18 protein-coding genes are annotated in these 19,959 nt (G+C 61.5%); 7 read left to right on the plus strand and 11 right to left on the minus strand.

Annotation, left to right across the window (positions count from 1 at the left end; translation table 11 throughout):
- Positions 1-126: 126 nt before the first annotated feature.
- Both alr and AB5Z02_RS00240 read left to right on the plus strand, forming a co-directional pair.
- Positions 127-1,200, plus strand: a complete 1,074-nt coding sequence (alr, locus tag AB5Z02_RS00235) for an alanine racemase (RefSeq protein WP_033114623.1) — start codon at positions 127-129, stop codon at positions 1,198-1,200.
- Positions 1,200-1,619, plus strand: coding sequence for a secondary thiamine-phosphate synthase enzyme YjbQ (locus AB5Z02_RS00240; RefSeq protein WP_033114624.1), 420 nt, complete (start codon positions 1,200-1,202; stop codon positions 1,617-1,619). The genes alr and AB5Z02_RS00240 overlap by 1 nt, the downstream gene beginning before the upstream one ends.
- A 120-nt stretch (positions 1,620-1,739) precedes the next feature.
- Here the strand turns inward: AB5Z02_RS00240 and pepE are convergent, their stop codons facing one another.
- The 5 genes from pepE to AB5Z02_RS00265 all read right to left on the minus strand — a co-directional run bounded on the left by pepE (position 1,740) and on the right by AB5Z02_RS00265 (position 7,005).
- Positions 1,740-2,465 (minus strand): dipeptidase PepE, encoded by a 726-nt coding sequence (gene pepE, locus AB5Z02_RS00245; protein ID WP_368214880.1) that lies wholly within the window; start codon positions 2,463-2,465, stop codon positions 1,740-1,742.
- 244 nt (positions 2,466-2,709) lie between these two features.
- Complete coding sequence (locus tag AB5Z02_RS00250) at positions 2,710-4,071, minus strand: endonuclease/exonuclease/phosphatase family protein (RefSeq protein WP_368214882.1); 1,362 nt, start codon at positions 4,069-4,071, stop codon at positions 2,710-2,712.
- Between the two features lie 218 nt (positions 4,072-4,289).
- Positions 4,290-5,114 carry a heme ABC transporter ATP-binding protein gene (locus tag AB5Z02_RS00255; RefSeq protein WP_270795227.1) on the minus strand — a complete coding sequence of 275 codons (825 nt, stop codon included), beginning with the start codon at positions 5,112-5,114 and terminating at the stop codon, positions 4,290-4,292.
- 11 nt (positions 5,115-5,125) lie between these two features.
- On the minus strand, positions 5,126-6,157 hold the full coding sequence (locus tag AB5Z02_RS00260) for a FecCD family ABC transporter permease (RefSeq protein WP_368214885.1): 1,032 nt from the start codon (positions 6,155-6,157) through the stop codon (positions 5,126-5,128).
- The gene (locus AB5Z02_RS00265; RefSeq protein ID WP_320545877.1) at positions 6,154-7,005 is read right to left on the minus strand and encodes an ABC transporter substrate-binding protein; all 852 of its coding nucleotides are present in this window, start codon (positions 7,003-7,005) and stop codon (positions 6,154-6,156) included. The genes AB5Z02_RS00260 and AB5Z02_RS00265 overlap by 4 nt, the downstream gene beginning before the upstream one ends.
- Positions 7,006-7,175: 170 nt before the next feature.
- Here AB5Z02_RS00265 and hutX point away from each other — a divergent pair, with 170 nt between their 5' ends.
- Positions 7,176-7,688: a heme utilization cystosolic carrier protein HutX gene (gene hutX / locus AB5Z02_RS00270; RefSeq protein ID WP_005362516.1), complete on the plus strand. Its 513-nt coding sequence runs from the start codon at positions 7,176-7,178 to the stop codon at positions 7,686-7,688.
- Positions 7,685-8,242, plus strand: coding sequence for a heme utilization protein HutZ (hutZ, locus tag AB5Z02_RS00275; protein WP_368214888.1), 558 nt, complete (start codon positions 7,685-7,687; stop codon positions 8,240-8,242). Before hutX ends, hutZ begins: the two co-directional genes overlap by 4 nt.
- Before the next feature lie 86 nt (positions 8,243-8,328).
- Here hutZ and AB5Z02_RS00280 read toward each other — a convergent pair whose 3' ends face one another.
- Genes AB5Z02_RS00280 through AB5Z02_RS00290 form a run of 3 tightly spaced genes read right to left on the minus strand, consistent with a single transcriptional unit; the run spans position 8,329 to position 10,301 of the window.
- Positions 8,329-8,712: a hypothetical protein gene (locus AB5Z02_RS00280; protein WP_005335256.1), complete on the minus strand. Its 384-nt coding sequence runs from the start codon at positions 8,710-8,712 to the stop codon at positions 8,329-8,331.
- Positions 8,713-8,749: 37 nt separating this feature from the next.
- Positions 8,750-9,304 (minus strand): cysteine hydrolase family protein, encoded by a 555-nt coding sequence (locus AB5Z02_RS00285; protein WP_005348211.1) that lies wholly within the window; start codon positions 9,302-9,304, stop codon positions 8,750-8,752.
- 25 nt (positions 9,305-9,329) lie between these two features.
- The gene (locus AB5Z02_RS00290) at positions 9,330-10,301 is read right to left on the minus strand and encodes a ChaN family lipoprotein (protein ID WP_213386647.1); all 972 of its coding nucleotides are present in this window, start codon (positions 10,299-10,301) and stop codon (positions 9,330-9,332) included.
- 193 nt (positions 10,302-10,494) lie between these two features.
- On the opposite strand from AB5Z02_RS00290, the gene AB5Z02_RS00295 reads away from it, so the two are divergent.
- Both AB5Z02_RS00295 and AB5Z02_RS00300 read left to right on the plus strand, forming a co-directional pair.
- Positions 10,495-12,600: a TonB-dependent hemoglobin/transferrin/lactoferrin family receptor gene (locus AB5Z02_RS00295; RefSeq protein ID WP_139442008.1), complete on the plus strand. Its 2,106-nt coding sequence runs from the start codon at positions 10,495-10,497 to the stop codon at positions 12,598-12,600.
- Between the two features lie 289 nt (positions 12,601-12,889).
- On the plus strand, positions 12,890-14,044 hold the full coding sequence (locus tag AB5Z02_RS00300) for a 3-phenylpropionate MFS transporter (protein ID WP_368194889.1): 1,155 nt from the start codon (positions 12,890-12,892) through the stop codon (positions 14,042-14,044).
- A gap of 77 nt (positions 14,045-14,121) precedes the next feature.
- Here AB5Z02_RS00300 and AB5Z02_RS00305 read toward each other — a convergent pair whose 3' ends face one another.
- From AB5Z02_RS00305 to AB5Z02_RS00315, 3 genes are read right to left on the minus strand one after another with little or no spacing between them, the layout of a single operon-like run.
- Positions 14,122-15,336, minus strand: coding sequence for a hypothetical protein (locus AB5Z02_RS00305; RefSeq protein ID WP_368214891.1), 1,215 nt, complete (start codon positions 15,334-15,336; stop codon positions 14,122-14,124).
- Between the two features lie 7 nt (positions 15,337-15,343).
- The gene (locus AB5Z02_RS00310) at positions 15,344-15,553 is read right to left on the minus strand and encodes a helix-turn-helix transcriptional regulator (RefSeq protein ID WP_005335250.1); all 210 of its coding nucleotides are present in this window, start codon (positions 15,551-15,553) and stop codon (positions 15,344-15,346) included.
- 7 nt (positions 15,554-15,560) lie between these two features.
- Complete coding sequence (locus AB5Z02_RS00315) at positions 15,561-16,109, minus strand: DUF2975 domain-containing protein (protein ID WP_043822127.1); 549 nt, start codon at positions 16,107-16,109, stop codon at positions 15,561-15,563.
- A gap of 215 nt (positions 16,110-16,324) precedes the next feature.
- Between AB5Z02_RS00315 and AB5Z02_RS00320 the strand changes: the two genes are divergently transcribed.
- Positions 16,325-19,780 carry a NahK/ErcS family hybrid sensor histidine kinase/response regulator gene (locus AB5Z02_RS00320; protein WP_368214894.1) on the plus strand — a complete coding sequence of 1,152 codons (3,456 nt, stop codon included), beginning with the start codon at positions 16,325-16,327 and terminating at the stop codon, positions 19,778-19,780.
- Positions 19,781-19,959 lie beyond the last annotated feature (179 nt).

Below are 19,959 nucleotides of genomic sequence, written 5' to 3' on the forward strand. Positions count from 1 at the left end.
GCTGCCGCTCTGGGCCTGTTTTCCCGGTTCGACAATTATGCCGGTCCGGCCTTCGACGACGATAAGTGAGTGGCGGTCTTCTGCCCGATGAGGGGGAGACCATTTGTGCCCTCGTAAGGGAAAACCATGAAAGCGGCTACTGCCCAAATCAACACTGCGGCCTTGCGCCACAACCTCGCCGTGGTCAAGCGCCACGCTCCCGCTTGCAAGATCATCGCTGTGGTCAAGGCCAACGCCTATGGCCACGGACTGCTGCCGGTCGCCCGCACCCTGGTGGATGCGGATGCCTATGCGGTGGCCCGTATCGAAGAGGCGCTGATGCTGCGCTCCTGCGCCGTGGTCAAGCCCATCGTGCTGCTGGAGGGCTTCTTCTCCGCCGACGATCTGCCGGTGCTGGCGGCCAACAATCTGCAGACGGCGGTTCACACCTGGGAGCAGCTCGAAGCGCTGGAGCAAGTCGAGCTGCCAGCCCCCGTGGTGGCCTGGCTCAAGCTCGACACCGGCATGCACCGCCTCGGGGTGCGTGCCGACGAGATGCCCGCTTTTATCGAACGCCTCGGCAAGTGCAAGAACGTGGTGCAGCCGTTCAACATCATGACCCACTTCAGCCGCTCCGATGAGCTGGAGCAGCCCACCACCCGCGAGCAGATCGACCTCTTCAGCAAGTTGACCGCACCGCTGGCGGGCGAGCGGGCCATGGCCAACTCGGCGGGCATTCTGGCCTGGCCAGACTCCCACTGCGACTGGGTTCGCCCCGGTGTCATCCTCTATGGCGTCTCCCCGTTCCCCAACACGGTAGCGGCCGATTATGACCTGCAGCCGGTGATGACCTTGAAAACCCAGCTGATTGCAGTGCGGGATCACAAGGCGGGCGAGCCGGTGGGCTATGGCGCCAACTGGGTGTCAGAGCGCGATACCCGGCTCGGGGTGATCGCCATCGGCTACGGTGACGGTTATCCGCGCATGGCGCCCAATGGCACTTCCGTGCTGATCAACGGCCGCATCGTGCCGCTGGTGGGGCGTGTCTCCATGGATATGAGCACGGTCGATCTTGGGCCCGGCGCAACCGACAAGGCCGGTGACGAGGCGGTACTGTGGGGCGAGGGGTTGCCGGTGGAGCGGGTGGCCGACGAGATTGGCACTATCCCCTACGAGCTCATCACCAAACTCACCTCCCGCGTCTTTATGGAGTACGTCTGATGTGGCAGCAGTGCCTGCTGACTCTGAAGCCCCGTTCACGTGGCTTTCATCTGGTGACTGACGAGCTGGTGGCCAAGCTGCCGATGCTGGCCGATTACCGAATTGGCATGGCGCACCTGCTGCTGCAACATACCTCCGCCTCGCTCACCCTCAACGAGAATTGCGACCCCAGCGTGCGCAGCGATATGGAGGCCCATCTGCACCGGCTGGCGCCGGAAGATGCCCCTTACTATCGCCACACCTATGAGGGGGCGGATGACATGCCCGCCCACATCAAATCCTCCCTGCTCGGGGTGAGCCTGCTACTGCCGATCCGTGACGGTCAGCTGGCACTTGGCACCTGGCAGGGGATCTGGCTTGGCGAACATCGCGTCGATGGCGGTGCCCGCAAGGTGCTGGTGACCCTGCAGGGTGAGTAATCAGGCTGCAACCAGCTGAAAGATGACGATAAAAAAGAGGGATGGCATTGAGCCATCCCTCTTTTGTTTTTACGATTTCGCGAGCTATCCGCTTGCCAGTAGTGAAGCGCTCTGCTTGGCTCAGGCGACCTTGAAGGGGGTCAGCTCAGCCAGCGGGGCGGCGTCCATAAAGGCTTGCGGCTCCTGACCCTGTTTGAAGATCTTGAAGTCCTGCTCGCGGGCGCTCCAGTACTCAACGGTATCGCCGCTGATCTGCAGCAGGCTCGCTTCGCGCAGGGCCACCACATATTCGCTCGGGTTGATGGCGCAGAACTCTGCCAGACGCTCGTCGCGGGTCTCGCCCATGTGACCGCTGATGCTGGCATCCAGATAGTGCGGGTTGATCTGCAGCGGAAACAGGCCCAGCGCGGGCAGCACGGCGGCGTTGCAGACCGGCATGTCGTTGGTGGTGCGGATGCTCGGGGTCGCCACGTTGCAACCGGCGCTCCAGCCCACATAGGGGACGCCCCGCTCACGCACGGCACGCTGGATCGGCACGATCAGGCCGTTTTCATGCAACATCTGGTTGAGGCGCCAGGTGTTGCCGCCACTGATAAAGATGGCATCGGCCTGATTGACGGCCTCGACCGGATCATCGAAGTGATGAATGCTGATGGTCTCGATCCCGAGGCTCTCGGTAAGTTCGTTGGCGCGGGCATCCCAGTCGCTGCGGATCACCGCGTAGGGGATGAGCAGGATGCGCTTGACCTGTTTGCGCGCGAGCAGGCTTTGAACCCGATCGCGGGCCCAGCCGAGCAGACCCGGAAATTCGTTGGCTTTACCGTTGCTAAGCAGAAGCAGTTCCATCAGATACGTCCTCAAAAAGTGAAAGCGGAGGAGGGAGGGCCACCGGAGCCGCCGTGCGGCCGGATGGCAAGAGGAGGCATGCTACCACCATTGGCGCGGCGGTTCTGTGATCGCGAGGCCCATTCAACGGCCATGGAGGAGTTATGGATGGATAACTCAATGCCAAGCGGTGGATTAATGGGCCGTGGTCAACTCGCCAGTCATCGCCAAGAAAAGACCCCGCCGCAGCGGGGTCATGGCAGAGTTAGTCGAGTGTGAGATCGACCCACACCATGCGGTGATCCGAACTGACTCCCTTGGCGATGCCGAGTTTCGCATCATAGACCAGGTGATAACCGGCCTCGAAGCTGGCAGGCCAGTAGACACCGCTCTTCACCGCGTTGAGGTTGGCGGAGGGGATGACGTGATCCAGCTGCAGCACGCTGGAGTTGGTGATGCGTTCCGGGTTGGGGCGAGTGAGGTTGCGTTTGCAGTCGGTCCCCTTGCTGACACACTCCGGGCCCCCTTCGCTGACCGGGATCAGGGTGCCATTGGTGATGGCCTGATTCATCAGCGGGTTGTTTAGCAGATCCTGAATGGCGGTCAGGTCGCCGTCGCCGGTTTGCGGATCGGCGTTGAGATCCCCGGCGATAACGAACTTGGCGTTTTTGGCCAGCCCACCCTTGGTGCCCTGGTCATCGGTCATGTAGTTGAGACCCTTGACGTAGTCGTTCCAGAAGGCGATCTCGGCACGGTTGTGCTTGACGGTATGGCGTGCCGCGTTGGCAAAGATGGGCGGGGTCGGGTGGGAGATCAGGAAGTGGATCACCTCTTCCCCCTTCTCGGTCTTGATCCGTACCGGCACATCGGCGTGATTCTTGGAGGAGAGCGGGTACTGCTGCCAGGCTGCATCTGAATACCAGGCATCGCCACACTGGCGGCTGGCCGGGATCTTGACCTTGGGATTGTTGCAGTCATCGATGATGGGGTTCTTCTCGCCCGGCATATCCTTCCACTTGAAGTTCTGGAAGGTACGGATCTGCTTGGTGTCGATGGGATATTTGGACATCACCGCAAAGGCGTACTGGCCGTGATAGTTGCCAAAGCCCCAGGCATCGTCGGGGCCGTTGTTGATATTGCCATCCAGATTGAGGTCATAACCGCTCATCAGGCCGGTGTTGGTGGCGAAGTTCTGCATCACCGGATAGCTGATGGCCGTCACCTCCGCGTGCTGGGCGTGGGCCAGATAGTTGTCGTTGAAGGCTTTCAGATCGGCGGTGCTCTCGCCTTTGCCGTCGTTGTCGAACTCGTTGAGCAGGAATACATCCGGGCGGGTGCGCTGGATGATCTCCGCCACGTTGCGGATCTGCTGCACGTTCTTGGCTTTGGTTTCAGTAGCGCCGCTCAGGCTCCCTTCGGCGAGGCGGGTCAGCAGGGCATCCTGCTCGGTGCGGGTCAGTGCCAGCTCACCGGTCAGCATACCGGCGGCAGTGCGGTCAAAAGAGAGGTTGAAGGTGGCAAAACGAACCATGGGATCAGCTGCCTTTGAGTCGTTGTCACTGTTGCAGCCAGCCAGCATCCCGAGGGAGATGGCGGCAGCCAGTAGGGTTTTGTTGATATTTTTCATTGTAATTGTTCCGTAGCATCAATGAGTTATGCCTTCTGTGAGGCGGCGCCATTATAAGTAGACGGCGATGCTGCGGGGATTTTGCCTGAGCAAAGTGTGAGGATATTCACACCACATATCTGGCGATGATGAATTTTAATGCAGTTTGCGGGGCGGGACGCAGGCAAATAGACGCAGGCAAATGAAAGCGTTTGTCTTCGCGTCTGGCGGCCCCTCCTTCACACCACCATCGGCAGGCCGCTCTCGGGGTGGTGGATCACCTGCGCCGGATAGTCATAGAGACGGGCGATCAGCTCAGGGGTGAGTACCTCGGCAGGTGTGCCATCGGCCATCAGCTTGCCCCGCTCCAGCATCACCAGCCGATCGGCATAGCGTGCCGCCAGATTGAGATCGTGCAGCACCACCAGCACCGCAGTATTGCGGCTGGCCAGGGCGCGCGCCATGGTGAGCAGCTGATGCTGGTATTTCAGATCCAGCGCCGAGGTGGGCTCGTCGAGCAGCAGCAGGCGGGGTTGCTCGGCCTGCTCGGTCGGGGAGGGAGCCTGCCAGATCTGCGCCAGCACCCGGGCAAACTGCACCCGCTGCCGCTCGCCACCAGAGAGCCCAGGATAGAGTCGTTTGGCCAGATGCTCGACTCCGGCATGGGTCATGGCCGCCGCCACAATCTCGTTACGTCGCGCCGCCGGTTCACTGTGGGGCAAGCGCCCCATGGCCACCACCTCTTCGCAGAGAAAGGGGAAGTTGAGGGAGGAGCTTTGCGGCAATACCCCGAGCCGGTGGGCCAGCTGGCCGCTGTCCCACTGCTGGCGATCCGCTCCAAACAGGGTGATGGAACCCTCATATTCCAGCTCGCCGGTCAGGCACTTGAGCAGCGAGCTCTTGCCCGCCCCGTTGGGGCCGAGCAGGGCGGTGAGGGTGCCGCTCTCAAGACTAAGATCGAGCCCATCCAGGATCTGGCGCTGGCCACGGCGCAGGCTGAGCCGGCTGCAGCTCAACAGGGGGGAGGAGAGTGAGGATGAGAGTGCGGATGAGAGTGGTTGCATAACAGTCCGTATCACAGGGCGCGGCGGCCTTTTACCAGCAGCCAGATGAAGAAGGGGGCGCCGAGCAGGGCGGTGATGATGCCCACCGGCAGCTCGGCCGGGGCCAGCAGGGTGCGAGCCAGCATATCGGCTGCCAGCAGCAGGGCGGCGCCAAGCAGGGCTGAGAGTGGCAGCAACCTGACGTGGTTGGGGCCTGCCAGCAGGCGCACCAGATGGGGCACCACCAGCCCGACGAAGCCGATCATCCCCGATACCGCCACCGCCACCCCGACGCCCGCTGCGGTGAGCAGAATCAGGCGGCGTTTGAGGGATTGCACATTGACCCCCAGATGATGGGCCTCCCCTTCACCCAGCAGCAGGGCATTGAGGGGATTGGCATCGCGCATAAAGAGCCACAGCAGGGCCGCCAGGGTGAGCAGGGCAAGCGCCACATCGGCCGGTTTGCCTGCTGCCAGCGTTCCCATCTGCCACAGGCTCAGGTTGCGCAGCATCTGATCGTCCGCCAGATAGGTGAGCAGGCCGATCACCGCGCCGGAGAGCGCCGTGATGGCGACCCCGGCCAGCAGCATGACGGTGACCGAGGTGCCCCCCTCACGGGTGCCGAGCAGATAGACCAGGGTGGTGGTGAGCGCGCCGCCGAGAAAGGCGAGCAGCGGCAGCAGACCAACCCCGATGGTGGCTTGCAACTGCTGGCCGAGGGGGGCCAGCAGCACGATAGCGAGCGCCGCACCGAGCGCCGCACCGCCGGAGACACCTATGATGCCGGGGTCAGCCAGAGGGTTGCGAAACAGCCCCTGCATCACGGCGCCACAGAGCCCGAGAATCCCCCCCACTGCGATGCAGAGCAGAGTTCTCGGCAGGCGAATTTCCTGCACGATCAGCAGCTTGTGCGACTCAATCCCACTCTCCTGCCCGGCAAACAGCGCCCGCAGACTCTCGCCCAGGGTGAGGGTCATGGGGCCGGTTGCCAGCGAACCGAGCAGCAACAGTGCCAGTGCGGCCGTGGTAAAGGCCAGCAGCCAGGAGAGGGGTAACCGCATCATGACCCCTGCTTGATCCAATGGGCGATCTGGTTCGCCTGTTGCAGGGAGTTGAGGCTCAGGCCCCCTTGCAGGGCGTGGCCGTCGATGGCGTGGATGGCGTTACGCTTGCCAGCCGGGGTGGCGGCCAGGGCGGGCACTTCGGCAAGCACCTTGGCCGGATCGGCATATTGCTGCCAGTCACGACCGCTGACCAGTACCAGATCGGGCTGCATCTCGATGAGGGATTCGGCGGATACCGGCTTGTAGTTGCGCAACTCGGCGACCGGATTGATACCGCCTGCCAGCGAAATCAGCGCGCTGGCGGTGGTGTCACCCCCGGCGATGCTGGTGGGTTGCCCCTTGTGCAGCAGCAGGAAGGCGACCTTGAGCGGTTTGTTCTGTTTGGCTTGCGCCGCCAGCTGATCGGTCTGGGCCTGGATCTCTGCCTTCAGGCGATCGCCAGCTGCTTTATCGCCCAGCAGGCTGGAGAGGGTGTCGATACGCTGGTTGAGGTTGGCGAGGGTCGGCGCGGTATCCAGCACCTCCACCTTGACCCCGGCACGGCGCAGCTGATCCAGGGTCGGGGCCGGGCCCATCTCGTCACTGCCCACCAGTCGGGTGGGGGAGAGGCTCAGGATCCCTTCGGCGGCCAGTGCCCGGTGATAACCCACCTTGGGCAACCCTTTTGGCAAGGGGCTGCTGACATCGGTGGCGATCAGGCTCGATTCACCGCCAAGTGCCAGAATGAGTTCTGTGGTGGCCGGGCCGATACTGACGATACGCTCTTTCTGTCCGTCGGCGGCAACGGCAGAGAAGGGAGAGAGTGAACTGCAGAGCAGGGTGATGGCGAGGGCAAGACGACGGCCCATGCTAACCTCCGAAGGGGTGAATGAAACGGGTGTGCCGCCGAGAATATCAAGGCTTTGGAAAAAATGCACTGATAATGATAGCAATTATCAATTGCATTGGTTTCGGTGCTTTATTAGAGTAGCCGCCATGATAAACAGCGGGACAGTATGGTCCCGCAGAGGGAGAAAACATGAGCATTGCACAACGCATTCACGCGCTGCTGGAGCAGGATCCCGGCGCTCATCCGTCCACCCTGGCGGCCCAGCTTGCCATCAGCGAATGGGAGGTGGTTCGCCATCTGCCCGCCGAGCTGGTGACCCTGCTACCCGCCGATCGCGCACAAGGTCTGCTGGAAGATCTGGCCGACTGGGGCCCGGTGACCACCATCGTCGAATCAGAAGGTTCCATCTTCGAGGTAAAAGCCCCCTTCCCGAAAGGCAAGGACGCACGCGGCTACTACAACCTGATGGGCCGCGACGGTGAGCTGCATGGTCATCTCAAGCTCGACAACGTGGCGGGGATTGCGCTGGTCAGCAAGCTGTTCATGGGTAAGGAGGGGCACTCCTTCCAGTTCTTCGGTCACTCCGGCCGCTGCATTTTCAAGGTCTATCTGGGTCGCGACGAGAAACGCCAGCTGCTGGCCGATCAGGTCACCCGTTTCATGGCGCTGCGCCACAACTCTCAAGAGGAAGTCAAAGCATGAGTGAACGTCAGGAGCGTCTGCAGAACCGCCTGCAACCGGAGATCCGCGAGTTTCGCGACAGCTGCCGTACCCTGCAGCTCGCCACCGTCGATGGTGAAGGCAATCCCAACGCCAGCTATGCCCCGTTCGTGCTGCAGGAAGATGGCTACTATGTGCTGATCTCCGAGATCGCTCGCCACGCCCGTAACCTGCAACAGGTGCCGCGCGTATCCCTGATGCTGATCGAGGATGAGAGCGGTGCCCGCGAGCTGTTTGCCCGCAAGCGCTTGACCTTCGATGCGGTGGCTGAAGTCGTTGCCCGTGACGACGTTCGCTGGAGCAAGGCGGTGGTGGCACTGGAGGGGCGTTTTGGCGAGATCATCAAGGGTCTCTCCAACCTCAAGGATTTCAAACTGTTCCGCCTCAAGCCGGAGCAGGGGCTGTTCGTCAAGGGCTTCGGCCAGGCGTTCGCGGTCTCCGGTGACGAGCTGGTGGATTTCGTCCATCTGGTGGAAGGGCACAAGCGCATCGACAACGGTGCCGAGCTCACCAGCCCGGCCGATGCGCCGGTCTGACGATCCCTGTCGACCACGACAGCCGTCATAACAAAACGGGCAGCCAATTGGCTGCCCGTTTTTATTGCGTTATCTCATCCGCCAGTTCAATCCTGCCAGCTGGCCTTGTTGGGAAAAGCGCGACGATCGGCGTCGGTGGCCGTTTCGTTGCACTCTCCCCGCACCTTCCAGGAGGTCTGGCTCAGCACGATGTAGCCCTGGCGGCAATACTGCTTGGTCGCCAGGGTCTCGGTCAGCAGGTTCTCCTGCAAGGCTTCTCGCTGTTCCAGCAGCCGCTGGCTCTGGGCCGCCGAGAGGCCGCGCGGCAAGGTGTCGTTGGGCGCGGCTTCAAAGGTGAAGCGCTTGCTCCCCTCCTCGTTGATGTGGGTCAGAAACAGGGGTTCCGGCCCGTCATACTTCTGTCCGGGCAAGCTGGAGCAGGCCGACAGCAGGGGAACAATCAACAACAGGGTGGCAGACAACAGGCGCACGACAGACTCCAGTGAGAAACGAGGCAAGGTTCGCAGATTAGCACGGCTGTAGGGCGGGTGTTACTGCCAGCAGCTCGTCGGTGGTGAGCAGGGTGACACTGCGCCCCTCCGGCAGGCTGAGGTGGCGCCACATCCAGTGATGGTGCTCGGTGATCTGGGCCGCGCTCAGGTGGGGGCGATCGGCGGTGGTGTGACCATCGCTCAACACCAGCACCTCGTACCCATGGGAGGCGGCACTGCGCACCGTGGTATCGACGCAAAAATCGGTGGCGCAGCCACAGAGGATCAGTCGATCGACCGGCTGCTCGGCCAGCAGGAAGGCAAGCTCGGTATCGAGAAAGCTGTCACATGCTGTCTTGCGTACCCGGCTCTCTCCCTTGGCCGGTTGCAACGCACTGTGCAACTGCCAACCCGGGGTGCCCGGTTCCAGTTCGGTACCGGGGGGCGAGTCATGCTGGATATAGATGACCCGTCCCTGTTGCTGCCTGACATGGGCCGCAGCCCGATTGATATTGGCCAGCACTTGCTCCTGGCGGTAACGGGGCTCGTTGAACAAGCCTTGCTGCACATCGATGATCAGTAACACATCCATATTTTACCCGCCGTTTCCTGGAAGATTAGGGTTGCAGCCACTGGCTGCAGTCACGACTGCGGGATTGATGCAGCGCGCCCATATCTTGCTTCATCTCGTCACTGTTTTGCCAGCGCTTAGGCAGCGGCATGATGGTTACCTGCACATCGGCTGCGGGATCTGCAACAGAGGTCTCATCTGTGCGGGGCACGACCAGCGCCACCTTGAGGGCAGGATTGCGGCTGGCGATGCGACTGGCGAGTCCAAGCCCCCCCTCGACGTGGAAATTGCCAGCGATATGCATGATCTGCTGGCCCGGGTGCTTGGCGAGATAATCCACCATGCTCTCGGCCATGGTGTCATCCCAACTGGTCTGGGCGGCGAAGCGGCGGGCGTTGCTGTCGGCATCGCCGTGGTGCATGGAGGCCATAAATTTCTGGCGATAGGGGTCATCCCCCAGCGTCAGCTGGCGGGCCAGCTGGCTGCGACGTGTGGCTGGCAGTTTGTCGAGCCACTCAGCCCCCTCCAGACCGACACAGCTCACCAGGGGCTTGGGGGCGTTGGCGGCGATCACCGGCATCTGGTGAGCCTTGGCAAACTCCACCAGCGGGCGGTAGTCGCTCGGATAGTTGGGCCAGGCGTTGCCTTCGCGGATCAAGGCCGCTTCACCAATCTGGTTCGCCAGATAGGCATCCAGCGTCTTCTGATCGGCGCGGCTGAACTGCTCCATGGAGAGGACCAATGGCCGACCGTGCTGCTGACCTGCGGTGTAGAGCCCGCTCAGCAGGCTCGATTGCAACAGATGCACGGCGGGATGGCTGTGCAGCTCGCCCACCAGAATGATGTCGGCGTCGGCAATTCGCGCGATTGCCTTCTCCAGCGTCAGGTCTGCATCTCCCTCGCTGCTTAGCCGGTAGTCATAGAGCGTCTGCAACTGTGATGACACGGTTGGCTGGGTTGGGGTGGCACAGGCTGCCAGCAGCAGCGGCAGGGCGAGCAGGGGAAGTCGTCTAATCATGGGATCTCACGGCTGATATGCCCGGATGCCGGTGCATCTCGGGGGGCTAATAGAGAATAAGGGCAACACAGGGCGACAGTGTAAAACCAATCCGGTTCAAAACAAATGAGAATGATTTCGTTTCTTGTTGATCTTTGTCGAGAGCCGGGTAATATGCGGCCTGTTTGATAACAGTTCTCAATAAGGATTCGCTGTGACCCATCATAACGCACTCTCTCTGGTTGCCCTCGCCGTGGCGGCCGGTCTCTCCTCCCAGGTCTTTGCTGCCACCCAGAAGGCGGATGAAGTCGTGGTCGTCAGCGGCTCACGGATGGAGCAAAAACTGGAAGATGTCTCCGGCCCCATCTCGGTGATCACCGCCAAGCAGATTGAAGAGCAGGTCGTCACCAACGTCGCCGACCTGTTCCGCTACGAACCCGGTGTGACCGTGCTCGGCGGTCAGGGGGATGCGCAGACCTTTATCATCCGCGGCATGGGGGAAAACCGGGTCAAGGTGGTGCGCGACGGTGTGCGCCAGAACGATGCTTACAGCAAGGGCGGTGTTGGCCAGAGCTACTTCGATACCGACATGATCAAGCAGGTAGAAGTGGCCAAGGGGCCGGCGTCTGCCGCCTACGGCTCCGATGCGCTGGGTGGCGTGATTGCCATCACCACCAAGGATGCCAGCGACTTCCTCAAGGGCAAGGATAGTTATCTGGATGTGACCAGCGGTTACGCCTCCAGCAGCCACCAGAAGATGGCGGGCTTTACCGGCGCCTTACGCACTGGTGAAGTGGAGAACCTGCTGCGCTACACCTGGCGCGATGGCGGTGTGACCCAGAATTTCGACTCCACCAAGAACGACTTCGATATCGGTACCCACGCCCTGCTGCTCAAGAGCAAGTGGAACCTCTCCGATGAGCAGTTCCTCAAGCTGACCGTTGACTACCTGACCGATGGCGAGGAGCCGGATGCGGTCAAGCTCAACAAGGTCGGTACCGGTACTGCCCGTGTCTTTGATCAGCCCATCACCGACAAGCAGACCGACAACCTCTCTGTGGTGCTGGATCACGGCATCGCGCTGAATCAAGGCTGGGCTGATCGGATGGATAGCAAGGTTTACTTTGCCCGCACCAAGCAGACACTGGATCAGTACGCCTCATCCAAGTATCCGGTCAGCCCCGGCAACCCCTATGTGACCAAAAACTCGCTGGATCACAACGTGTTCGATCAGAAGAACATCGGCGCCCAGCTGCAGTTCCACAAGGCGGTCGCCAACCACCGCCTGGCCTGGGGGGCTGAATACGAGCACACCGACAACGAACGTACCCGTTACAAGGGGCCGACGACTCCCGGTGATTTTGTCGGCTACAACGAGCTGAGTTTCCCGGCTACCACCAGCGAGCGCAGCGCCCTGTGGGCCTTTGACGAGATCAAGTTTGGCGAGCGCTGGGTACTGACCCCGGGCGCCCGTTATGACTACTACCGGATGACCCCGGACAACGATCCGGCCTACACAGGCGACAAGCTGCACAAGTTCTCCGAAGGGGAGTTGTCACCCAAGCTGGGTCTGGTGTTCAAGGCCCACGAGGCGGCCAACCTGTTCGCCCAGTACAGCCACGGTTTCAAGGCCCCCATGTATGACAGCGCCTTCTCCACCCTGAACCATCAGGCGTACGGTTATCGCATCGAGCCCAACCCGAACCTCAATCCGGAGAGCAGCGACGGCATCGATCTTGGCGTGCGTGGCAGCAGCAACGGCTTCAGCTATGAAGTAGCCAGCTTCTACAACAAGTTCGAAGACTTCATCGAGATGGTGGAAGTGGGCAAAGAGGGGCGCACAGCCGTCTACCAGTACCAGAACCTGAGCAAGGCGACCACCAAAGGGGTCGAAGCCAAGGCGGATTACTGGCTTAACGACATCGTCAATGTATGGGGCAACCTCGCCTACATCGAAGGCAAGGATGGGGATGGCAACTACATCAACAGCCTGAGCCCGCTCAACGGCTCCGTCGGTGTGCGTCTGGAACAGTCCCAATGGAACTTCAACACCGCGCTGCGCTTTGCTGACGACATGGACAAAGTCCGTAAAGACAGCAAAGGCAACGATTACGTGAAGAGCGCCGGTTGGGGTGTGGTAGATATGTACGCCCAGTTCAACCCGATGACCGACCTGCAGCTCAACGTCGGGGTCTTCAACCTGTTTGACAAGGAGTACACCAGCTACGAGCGCATCGCCGGTCGTGCCGAGGGCTCCGATAACAGCATGATGACCGAACCGGGCCGCAACCTGAGTGCACGGGTCAAATACGTATTCTAAAGAGCAAACAACAGACGCAGATGATCAAAGGGGCTTCGGCCCCTTTTTTGTCGCCGCCATGTTGTGACGATGGAGCAGAGCAAATGTTTGCCTAAAAAAGAAACCCGCCGTGGGCGGGTGGAAGGATTGCAACACTAACCAGGAGGAGGTGTTACCAAGTAGACCCCACCTCTTCGGTAATAGTTCAATTTTATTGAAGTTTTTTCATTTTCTGCGCAGGGTTTCCATCGGGATCTGCGGGGGAGGATAGGTTATCATTCTGCTCCCGTCATCCGGTTGCAGAGGATCTATGCCCGCGTTCTCCTGGTTAGCGCTCTTTTTCGGCGCCTTCTATTTTGTCTACGGCGCTTACTTGCCGTTCTGGTCGCTCTGGCTGGAGGGGGTGGGCGTCAGCGCCGAGATGATTGGTCTCCTGCTGGGGGCGGGGATGGCGATCCGCTTTGCCGGCAACCTGATGGTGATGGGGCAGATCAAGGGGGCGGGTCATCTGCTGCCGGTTACCCGATTGTTATCTCTGCTCAGTCTGCTTGCCTTCCTTGGCTTCTATCTCAGCCATCACCTCTGGTGGTTGGTCGGTCTCACCCTGATCGCCAACTTTATCTACCCGACCCTGATGCCGGTGGGGGAGGCGCTGGCGACCCGCATGGTGGTGCAGGCGCATATCGACTATGGCAAGGTGCGGCTTTGCGGTTCGTTTGCTTTTATCGTTGCCTCGACCCTGGTGGGGGCGCTGGTGGGCAACTTCGGCAGCGACTGGATTTTGCACACCATGGTGGCGGGGCTGGTGCTGATGCTGCTGCTCAGCTGGCTGCCACTTAGTCCCGCGCCACAGGATGTGCAGGGGGAGCGTGCCAAGGCATCCCTGCTGGCAACCCTGCGCAGCGCACCGGTGCGCCGTTTCCTGCTGCTGACCGCTCTGCTGCAGGGGAGCCACGCCGCCTATTATGGTTTCAGCGCCATCTACTGGAAGGCGCAAGGGTATAGCGGCACCATCATCGGCTATCTCTGGGCGCTCGGGGTGGTGGCCGAGATCTGCATGTTCGCCGCCGACAAGCGTTTCCTGCAACGCTTTGGCGCCCAGAGTCTCTTTATCGCCGGTGCCATCGGTTGTGTGGTGCGCTGGGTATTGCTGGGTGCTTCGACCGAGTTGTGGGTGCTGGTACTGGGGCAGTTGCTCCACTCGGTGACGTTCGGTATGAGCCATCTGGGGGCGGTGCGTTTCATGACCCGTCAGCTACCGGCCGAGCAGTTGATCCCGACTCAGGCGCTCTATGCGGCCCTTGGCCTCGGCATGACGGTGGCGGCCCTGATGGCACTTTGCGGCGTGCTGTTCGAGCCTCTCGGCGGCGGCATCTTCTTCCTGATGGTGCTGGTGGTCTTGCCGGTCTTCTTCCTGCGGCTACGCCCCTTTGCGCCGTCTGCGCAGGAGAGGGCTCCAGCCTGATATTTGTCTATTTGATTCATCACCTAACAAAAGGGAGAGCCACGGCTCTCCCTTTTTCGTTACTGCGGTTTGTGGCGCTATTGCTGCTCGCCAAGATAGAGGCGGCTGAGACGGCGCCAGGTATCCGAGCCGATGGTGCCGGCAAGCAGCTCATTGGATGCAGCATCAAAGCGGCCATCCGGCAGCCAGCCCAGTTGGGGCAGCAGTTGCGCCAGCGTCACGTCATTGTGTTGCAACTCCCGCTCCAGCGCTTCCCAGAAGGCGCTCCCCTTGACGTAAAAGAGCGGGTAGTAGGAGCGATCGCCCGCCAGCACCTCGCGAGCTGCCCGATAGAGGCCGCTCTCGCTATGGGGTAGCAGTTTGCCCCGCTCGGCCAGCTCGTTGACCGCCGTGACTTGATGCAGCCGAAAGCGGCGCAGCGCTTTGATGGCAAGGTATTCGGCGAGGCTCTCGTTGATCCAGGTGGGCTGTGGAGTTGCGCGGCGAGCGCTGAGGATATGTACCGCCTCGTGGGCCGAGGTGCGCAGCAGGCGCAAGGGGGCCTGTGGCGTCGGTTTGCCAGCCTCGGTGGGGTAGTTGGCGACAAACACCTGATCCCCGGCTGCGCCGCCAAGGGAGCGGGTCGCCACATCTCGCCCCAGCCACACCAGTTGCCACGGGTGAGTGGGCGGGGCCACGTCGAGCTGAAAGGCCAGATAGTCGATGATCTCATTCAGTTGTTGCTGCAAGGCCGGCAGATCGAGCTGGTTGGCGGTCTCGTCATGGCTCAGCACCAGCCGCGGATCCGGCTTGGTGACGGGCACAGTTTGCAGACCAAATGGCAGGATCAGCGGTGGCTGGTTGACATCCGGCAACGGTTGGCAGCTGCCATCCGGCAGACACACCTTCCCTTGGCGACTCCCCATCTGGCGCACAAAGTTACCCCACTCGGTCAATAGCCACAGATTGGGTGCGAACAAAAGCGACTGTTGGGCCGAAGCATCTGCACCCAGTGCCGGAGCGGGTGTGAGCGTGATCTGCCAGCCGATCTCCTTGCAGGAGAAGGGCTGGTTGAGGGCAACCGGCTGGTTGTTTGCAAGGCAGACCGGCGCGAGAGTCGGCTCGGCACTGCCCGGCAACTGACGGGCGGGGAGCAGGGTAAAAGGGGGCTCGCCCTGCATGGTGAGGCGCACTTGCAGCACATTGGCGCTGGCGCCCTGCTCGACAAGGTAGCGGGGGCCGCTCGCGTCATTGCTGGCGCAGGCCCACAGCGGCAGCAGCCACAGGGCAAACAGGGTGATATGACGACTCATAAGGGGGTTAGCGCTCCTGCTCGTAGCCCAGCAGATCGCCGGGCTGGCATTTGAGTTCACGGCAGATGGCCTCCAGAGTGGAGAAGCGCACCGCCTTGGCGTGGCCATTCTTGAGGATCGAGAGGTTGGCCTCGGTGATGTCGATGCGCTGGGCCAGCTCGCGGGCGGTCATTTTGCGCTCTGCCAGCAGGGCATCGAGGCGGATGATAATGGGCATAGGATCCTCACACCGTCAGTTGCTGTTCATCGGCCAGCAGTTTGGCCTCGCGCATGACCAGTGCCAGCGCCAGTACGATCAGTCCCGCCAGTAGTACCCGGAAATCGGAGGTACTCAGCGCTATGGTACCGAGTACTTCCGGGCCTCTCATGGTGAGCACAGTATCCAGCAAGGGGGTCAGGATCAATTCGACCAGGAAGGTTGCACAGAGGAGCACTCCGATCTGCCGATAGCGGCGGATCTGCTCGAAGGTGAAGAGCAGACCGGCGCGGTAGCCACGAAACAGCTGGCGCAGTTGCCATAGCATCATCATAAAGACCAGATCCGGCAACAGCTGCACCAGGGTGCCGAGCAGCCGGGTGGAGAAGTGAAGGGGATAGTCGGCAGGATTGATGCCGGGGCGGCTCAAGATGGTGTTGAGCTTCTCCTGCAGAAAATCGGCGCCACCGAAGGGGGTCCACACCTCCAGCAAGGTGATCAAAGGGGTAGCCAGCAGTGCCAGCAGCAGCAGCCATTCGATCAGCATGCTCGAGCGTTCGAGTTTGTTGGAGATCATCTCATTCCTCACTGTGATGGTTTTATCTGAAAGGTAAAGTTTATCGTTTATCAATATCCACATCGGCAATGTTTATTGTTTTGCGATATACAGTCAAGATAAAACTTATTGAAAAACGATAATTTCAATCTGTCCGAAGGGGATGACTTTTGGCTGCAGCCTCTCTAGACTGGCGAGGTTGTATACAAAAACTCAACATGGACAAGGAGTTATCGATGCACCAGGGATGGCTGCTGATCGGATTGTCGCTCACCTATCTGGGGCTGCTGTTTCTGATCGCCTTCGTGGCAGACAAGCACAAACGGCACCGTCTCAAGGGGCAACCGCTGCTCTACAGCCTGTCGCTGGCGGTCTACTGCACCTCCTGGACCTTCTTCGGCACCGTGGGGCAGGCGAGTGAATCCCCCTGGTCACCAGTACCCATCTACCTTGGCCCCATGCTGGTCTTTCTGTTTGGCTGGCGGCTGCTGGCCCGCCTTATTCTGGTGGCCAAGCGCGAGCACATCACCTCCATCGCCGACTTTATCGCCGCCCGTTACGGCAAATCCCAGCGGCTCGCCATGGTGATTGCCCTCATCGCCATCATGGGGATCCTCCCCTATCTGGTGTTGCAGCTTAAAGCCATCGTCACCGGGCTGGATCTGCTGATGGTCAACAGCGGCGGCATCAGCCCGACCAGCAATACCAGCGAGTTGGCGCTCGGGGTTACTCTGCTGCTGGCGCTGTTCAGCATCCTGTTCGGCACCCGCCATCTCGATGCCACCGAGCACCACAGGGGGATGGTGGTGGCCATCGCTTTCGAGTCGGTGGTCAAATTGCTGGCCTTTATCGCAGTGGGGGGCTTTGCCCTCTGGCTGATCCTGAGCAATCCGGGCGAGGCTCACGAACAGGTGACCCGCGACTTTTTTGCGCAGGTGGTGGCGGTGAGCCCCGGCAACCTGTTGGAGCTTGCCATCTATACGGTGTTGGCGATGTGCGCCGTCATCTGCCTGCCGCGCCAGTTTCATGTGACTGTGGTGGAGAACAATCAGGGGCAGGATCTTCACTGGGCGCGCTGGATCTTCCCGCTCTACCTGTTCGTGATGGGGCTCTTTATCTGGCCGCTGGCGCTGGCGGGCAAGCAGTGGGTGGGTGCCGATATGGCCTCCGACACCTATGTGATCAGCCTGCCGATGGCACTCGGTTTCGATGGCATGGCGATGCTGGCATTTCTCGGCGGCACCTCGGCGGCCACCGGCATGGTGATCGTCTGCACCATCGCGCTGGCGATCATGGTGAGCAACGATCTGGTGCTGCCGGTGCTGCTGCGCCGGTTCTGGCGGCAGGGGCGCGACGAGCGGCTGGTGCGGCTGCTGTTGCAGGTGCGCCGTGGCGCCATCCTGCTGATCTTGCTGGCGGCCTGGGGGCTCTACCTCTGGCTCGGCGATCTCACCAGCCTTTCCCGTATCGGCTATCTCTCCTTTGGCGCGGTGGCCCAGTTTGCGCCGGCCCTGCTGCTCGGTCTCTACTGGCGCCACGGCAATCGCAAGGGGGTCTATCTTGGGTTGAGCCTCGGGGTGAGCCTCTGGTTCGTCACCCTGCTGGTGGAGAGCGGGCTGTTGGCCGGTTCACCGCTGGCCGAACTGCTGGCACCGCCGGACTGGCCTGCGTTTCGCGAGCTGAGTCTCGGGGCCTGGTGCATCTTCCTGAGCCTGCTGTTCAACCTGCTTGGCTATGTGGCCGGTTCCCTGCTGTCGCGCCCTGCGGTGAGCGAGCGGCTGCAGGCGGCTAACTTTGTCGGCAAGCCGAGCCGCGATACCGCCGCCCTCTATCAGGCGCGTGTCTCGGTCAAGGAGTTGGAGATGCTGGCGGCCCGCTTTGTCGGCTCAAGCCGGGTCAAGCGCGCCTTTGGTCGTTTCGCCGGTGAGCGGGGCGGCACCCTGGCGCCCCAGATGCAGGCCTCGGCCGAGCTGATTGCCCACACCGAGCGGCTGCTGGCGGGGGTGTTTGGTACCTCGTCGGCGCGGTTGGTGCTCGCTTCTGCCCTGCAGGGGCGCAACATGCAGCTCGAGGAGATCGCCACTATAGTCGATGAGGCCTCCGACGTGTTTCGCTTCAACCGCGGCCTGCTGCAGGGGGCGATCGAGCATATCGGGCAGGGGATCTCGGTGGTGGACAGGGAGCTTCGGCTGGTGGCCTGGAACCGCCGCTACATCGAGCTGTTCCACTATCCGCCCGGGCTTATTCAGGCTGGGCGTCCTATTGAGGAGATCATCCGCTACAACGCCCAGCAGGGACTCTGTGGCCCCGGTGATATCGAGGATCACGTGGCGCGGCGGGTTGCCTTTATGAAGCGCGGCAGCGCCCATATCTCGGCGCGGGAGCGCCCGGACGGGCGGGTGATCGAGATGCAGGGCAACCCCATGCCCGCCGGCGGTTTTGTCATGACCTTTACCGACATCACGCCGTTTCGCGATGCGGAGCGGGTGCTGCGCGAAGCGAACGAACATCTGGAGGCACGGGTGGCCGAGCGTACCCGTGAGCTCTCCGAACTCAACCGCCAACTGCTGCTGGTGAACCAGCAGGTGGAGCGGGCCAATCAATCCAAGAGCCGTTTTCTGGCGGCGGTCAGCCACGATCTGACCCAGCCCCTCAATGCGGCCAAGCTGTTTACCTCCTCCCTGCTGGAGATGTTGCCCGATGCTGGCGAGCAGGCCCGCATCGCCCGCCATATCGACGATGCGCTGGGGGCGACCGAGGATCTCATCACCGATTTGCTCGATATCTCGCGGCTCGAAGCGGGCAAGTTCAAGGCCAAGAAGCTCGACTTTGCCCTGCGCGATCTGCTCGACAACCTCAAGGCGGAGTTTGGCGTGCTGGCCCAGGCGGGGGGGATCCACTTCTCGGTGGTGGAGAGCAAGCACGCGGTGCATAGCGATGTGCGGCTGCTGCGCCGGGTGCTGCAAAACTTCCTCACCAATGCGTTTCGCTACAACCCGGGCGGCAGGGTGCTGCTTGGTTGCCGCCGGATGGGGGAGAAGATCCGCATCGAGGTGTGGGACAACGGCCCCGGCATCCCGCAGGACAAGCAGGAGGCTATTTTTGACGAGTTCTCCCGCCTCGATCACTCCCGCACCGCCAAGGAGCAGGGGCTGGGTCTGGGGCTTGCCATCGCCCGTGGCATCTCGCAGGTGCTCGGTCATCAGCTCACATTGCAGAGCTGGCCGGGCAAGGGATCGGTCTTTGCGGTGACCCTCAATCTGGCGACCCGGCCGGTCACTGCCCATCAGCTGGCCGCGCCGGTGGCGCGTGACAGCCAGCTGGAGGGGGTAGCCGTGCTATGTATCGACAACGAGCGGGACATTCTGACCGCCATGAGCACCCTGCTCGGCCGTTGGGGCTGCGAGGTGCGCTGCGCCGTCGATCTGGCCGAAGCCGAGGAGCTGGTGGCACAAGGGTTTGTGCCGAGACTGGTGCTCTCCGACTACCACCTCGACGATGGCAAGACCGGGTTGGAGGCGCTCGCTACCCTGCAACGGGTGTGTGGCGACGAGCTGGGAGGCATCATCATCAGTGCCGATCGCAAGAGCGAGTTGCAGGCGCAGATCCGCGAGCGAGGGTATGGCTACATCAGCAAACCGGTCAAACCACTCAAACTGCGGGCCCTGATGAACAGTCTGCTGCTGCGCTAGCCGCATCCGGGGCGGCTAGCCGTGAACCTGCTCACAAAACCGCGCAATGATCCTGTGGCCCGTGGTCATGGATGAATGCCGAAAACAGAGATTTATTGGCGAAGATCTCTTCATCTTCCTGCGCAATCGCCGCCAGTTACAGTGTTGGCTTGCCACTGTCGGTGAACGCCGACAGTGGC

This window comes from Aeromonas sp. R2-3 (genome assembly GCF_040908375.1).
Classification (GTDB): Bacteria; Pseudomonadota; Gammaproteobacteria; order Enterobacterales; family Aeromonadaceae; genus Aeromonas; species Aeromonas veronii.

Coding starts and splice junctions, on each gene's coding strand:
- AB5Z02_RS00320 (WP_368214894.1), top strand. CDS start 16,325: ATGCACCAGGGATGGCTGCTGATCGGATTGTCGCTCACCTATCTGGGG.
- hutX (WP_005362516.1), top strand. CDS start 7,176: ATGAGCATTGCACAACGCATTCACGCGCTGCTGGAGCAGGATCCCGGC.
- AB5Z02_RS00260 (WP_368214885.1), bottom strand. CDS start 6,157: ATGATGCGGTTACCCCTCTCCTGGCTGCTGGCCTTTACCACGGCCGCA.
- AB5Z02_RS00300 (WP_368194889.1), top strand. CDS start 12,890: ATGCCCGCGTTCTCCTGGTTAGCGCTCTTTTTCGGCGCCTTCTATTTT.
- hutZ (WP_368214888.1), top strand. CDS start 7,685: ATGAGTGAACGTCAGGAGCGTCTGCAGAACCGCCTGCAACCGGAGATC.
- AB5Z02_RS00240 (WP_033114624.1), top strand. CDS start 1,200: ATGTGGCAGCAGTGCCTGCTGACTCTGAAGCCCCGTTCACGTGGCTTT.
- AB5Z02_RS00305 (WP_368214891.1), bottom strand. CDS start 15,336: ATGAGTCGTCATATCACCCTGTTTGCCCTGTGGCTGCTGCCGCTGTGG.
- AB5Z02_RS00250 (WP_368214882.1), bottom strand. CDS start 4,071: ATGAAAAATATCAACAAAACCCTACTGGCTGCCGCCATCTCCCTCGGG.
- pepE (WP_368214880.1), bottom strand. CDS start 2,465: ATGGAACTGCTTCTGCTTAGCAACGGTAAAGCCAACGAATTTCCGGGT.
- AB5Z02_RS00285 (WP_005348211.1), bottom strand. CDS start 9,304: ATGGATGTGTTACTGATCATCGATGTGCAGCAAGGCTTGTTCAACGAG.
- AB5Z02_RS00290 (WP_213386647.1), bottom strand. CDS start 10,301: ATGATTAGACGACTTCCCCTGCTCGCCCTGCCGCTGCTGCTGGCAGCC.
- AB5Z02_RS00315 (WP_043822127.1), bottom strand. CDS start 16,109: ATGATCTCCAACAAACTCGAACGCTCGAGCATGCTGATCGAATGGCTG.
- alr (WP_033114623.1), top strand. CDS start 127: ATGAAAGCGGCTACTGCCCAAATCAACACTGCGGCCTTGCGCCACAAC.
- AB5Z02_RS00265 (WP_320545877.1), bottom strand. CDS start 7,005: ATGGGCCGTCGTCTTGCCCTCGCCATCACCCTGCTCTGCAGTTCACTC.
- AB5Z02_RS00310 (WP_005335250.1), bottom strand. CDS start 15,553: ATGCCCATTATCATCCGCCTCGATGCCCTGCTGGCAGAGCGCAAAATG.
- AB5Z02_RS00255 (WP_270795227.1), bottom strand. CDS start 5,114: ATGCAACCACTCTCATCCGCACTCTCATCCTCACTCTCCTCCCCCCTG.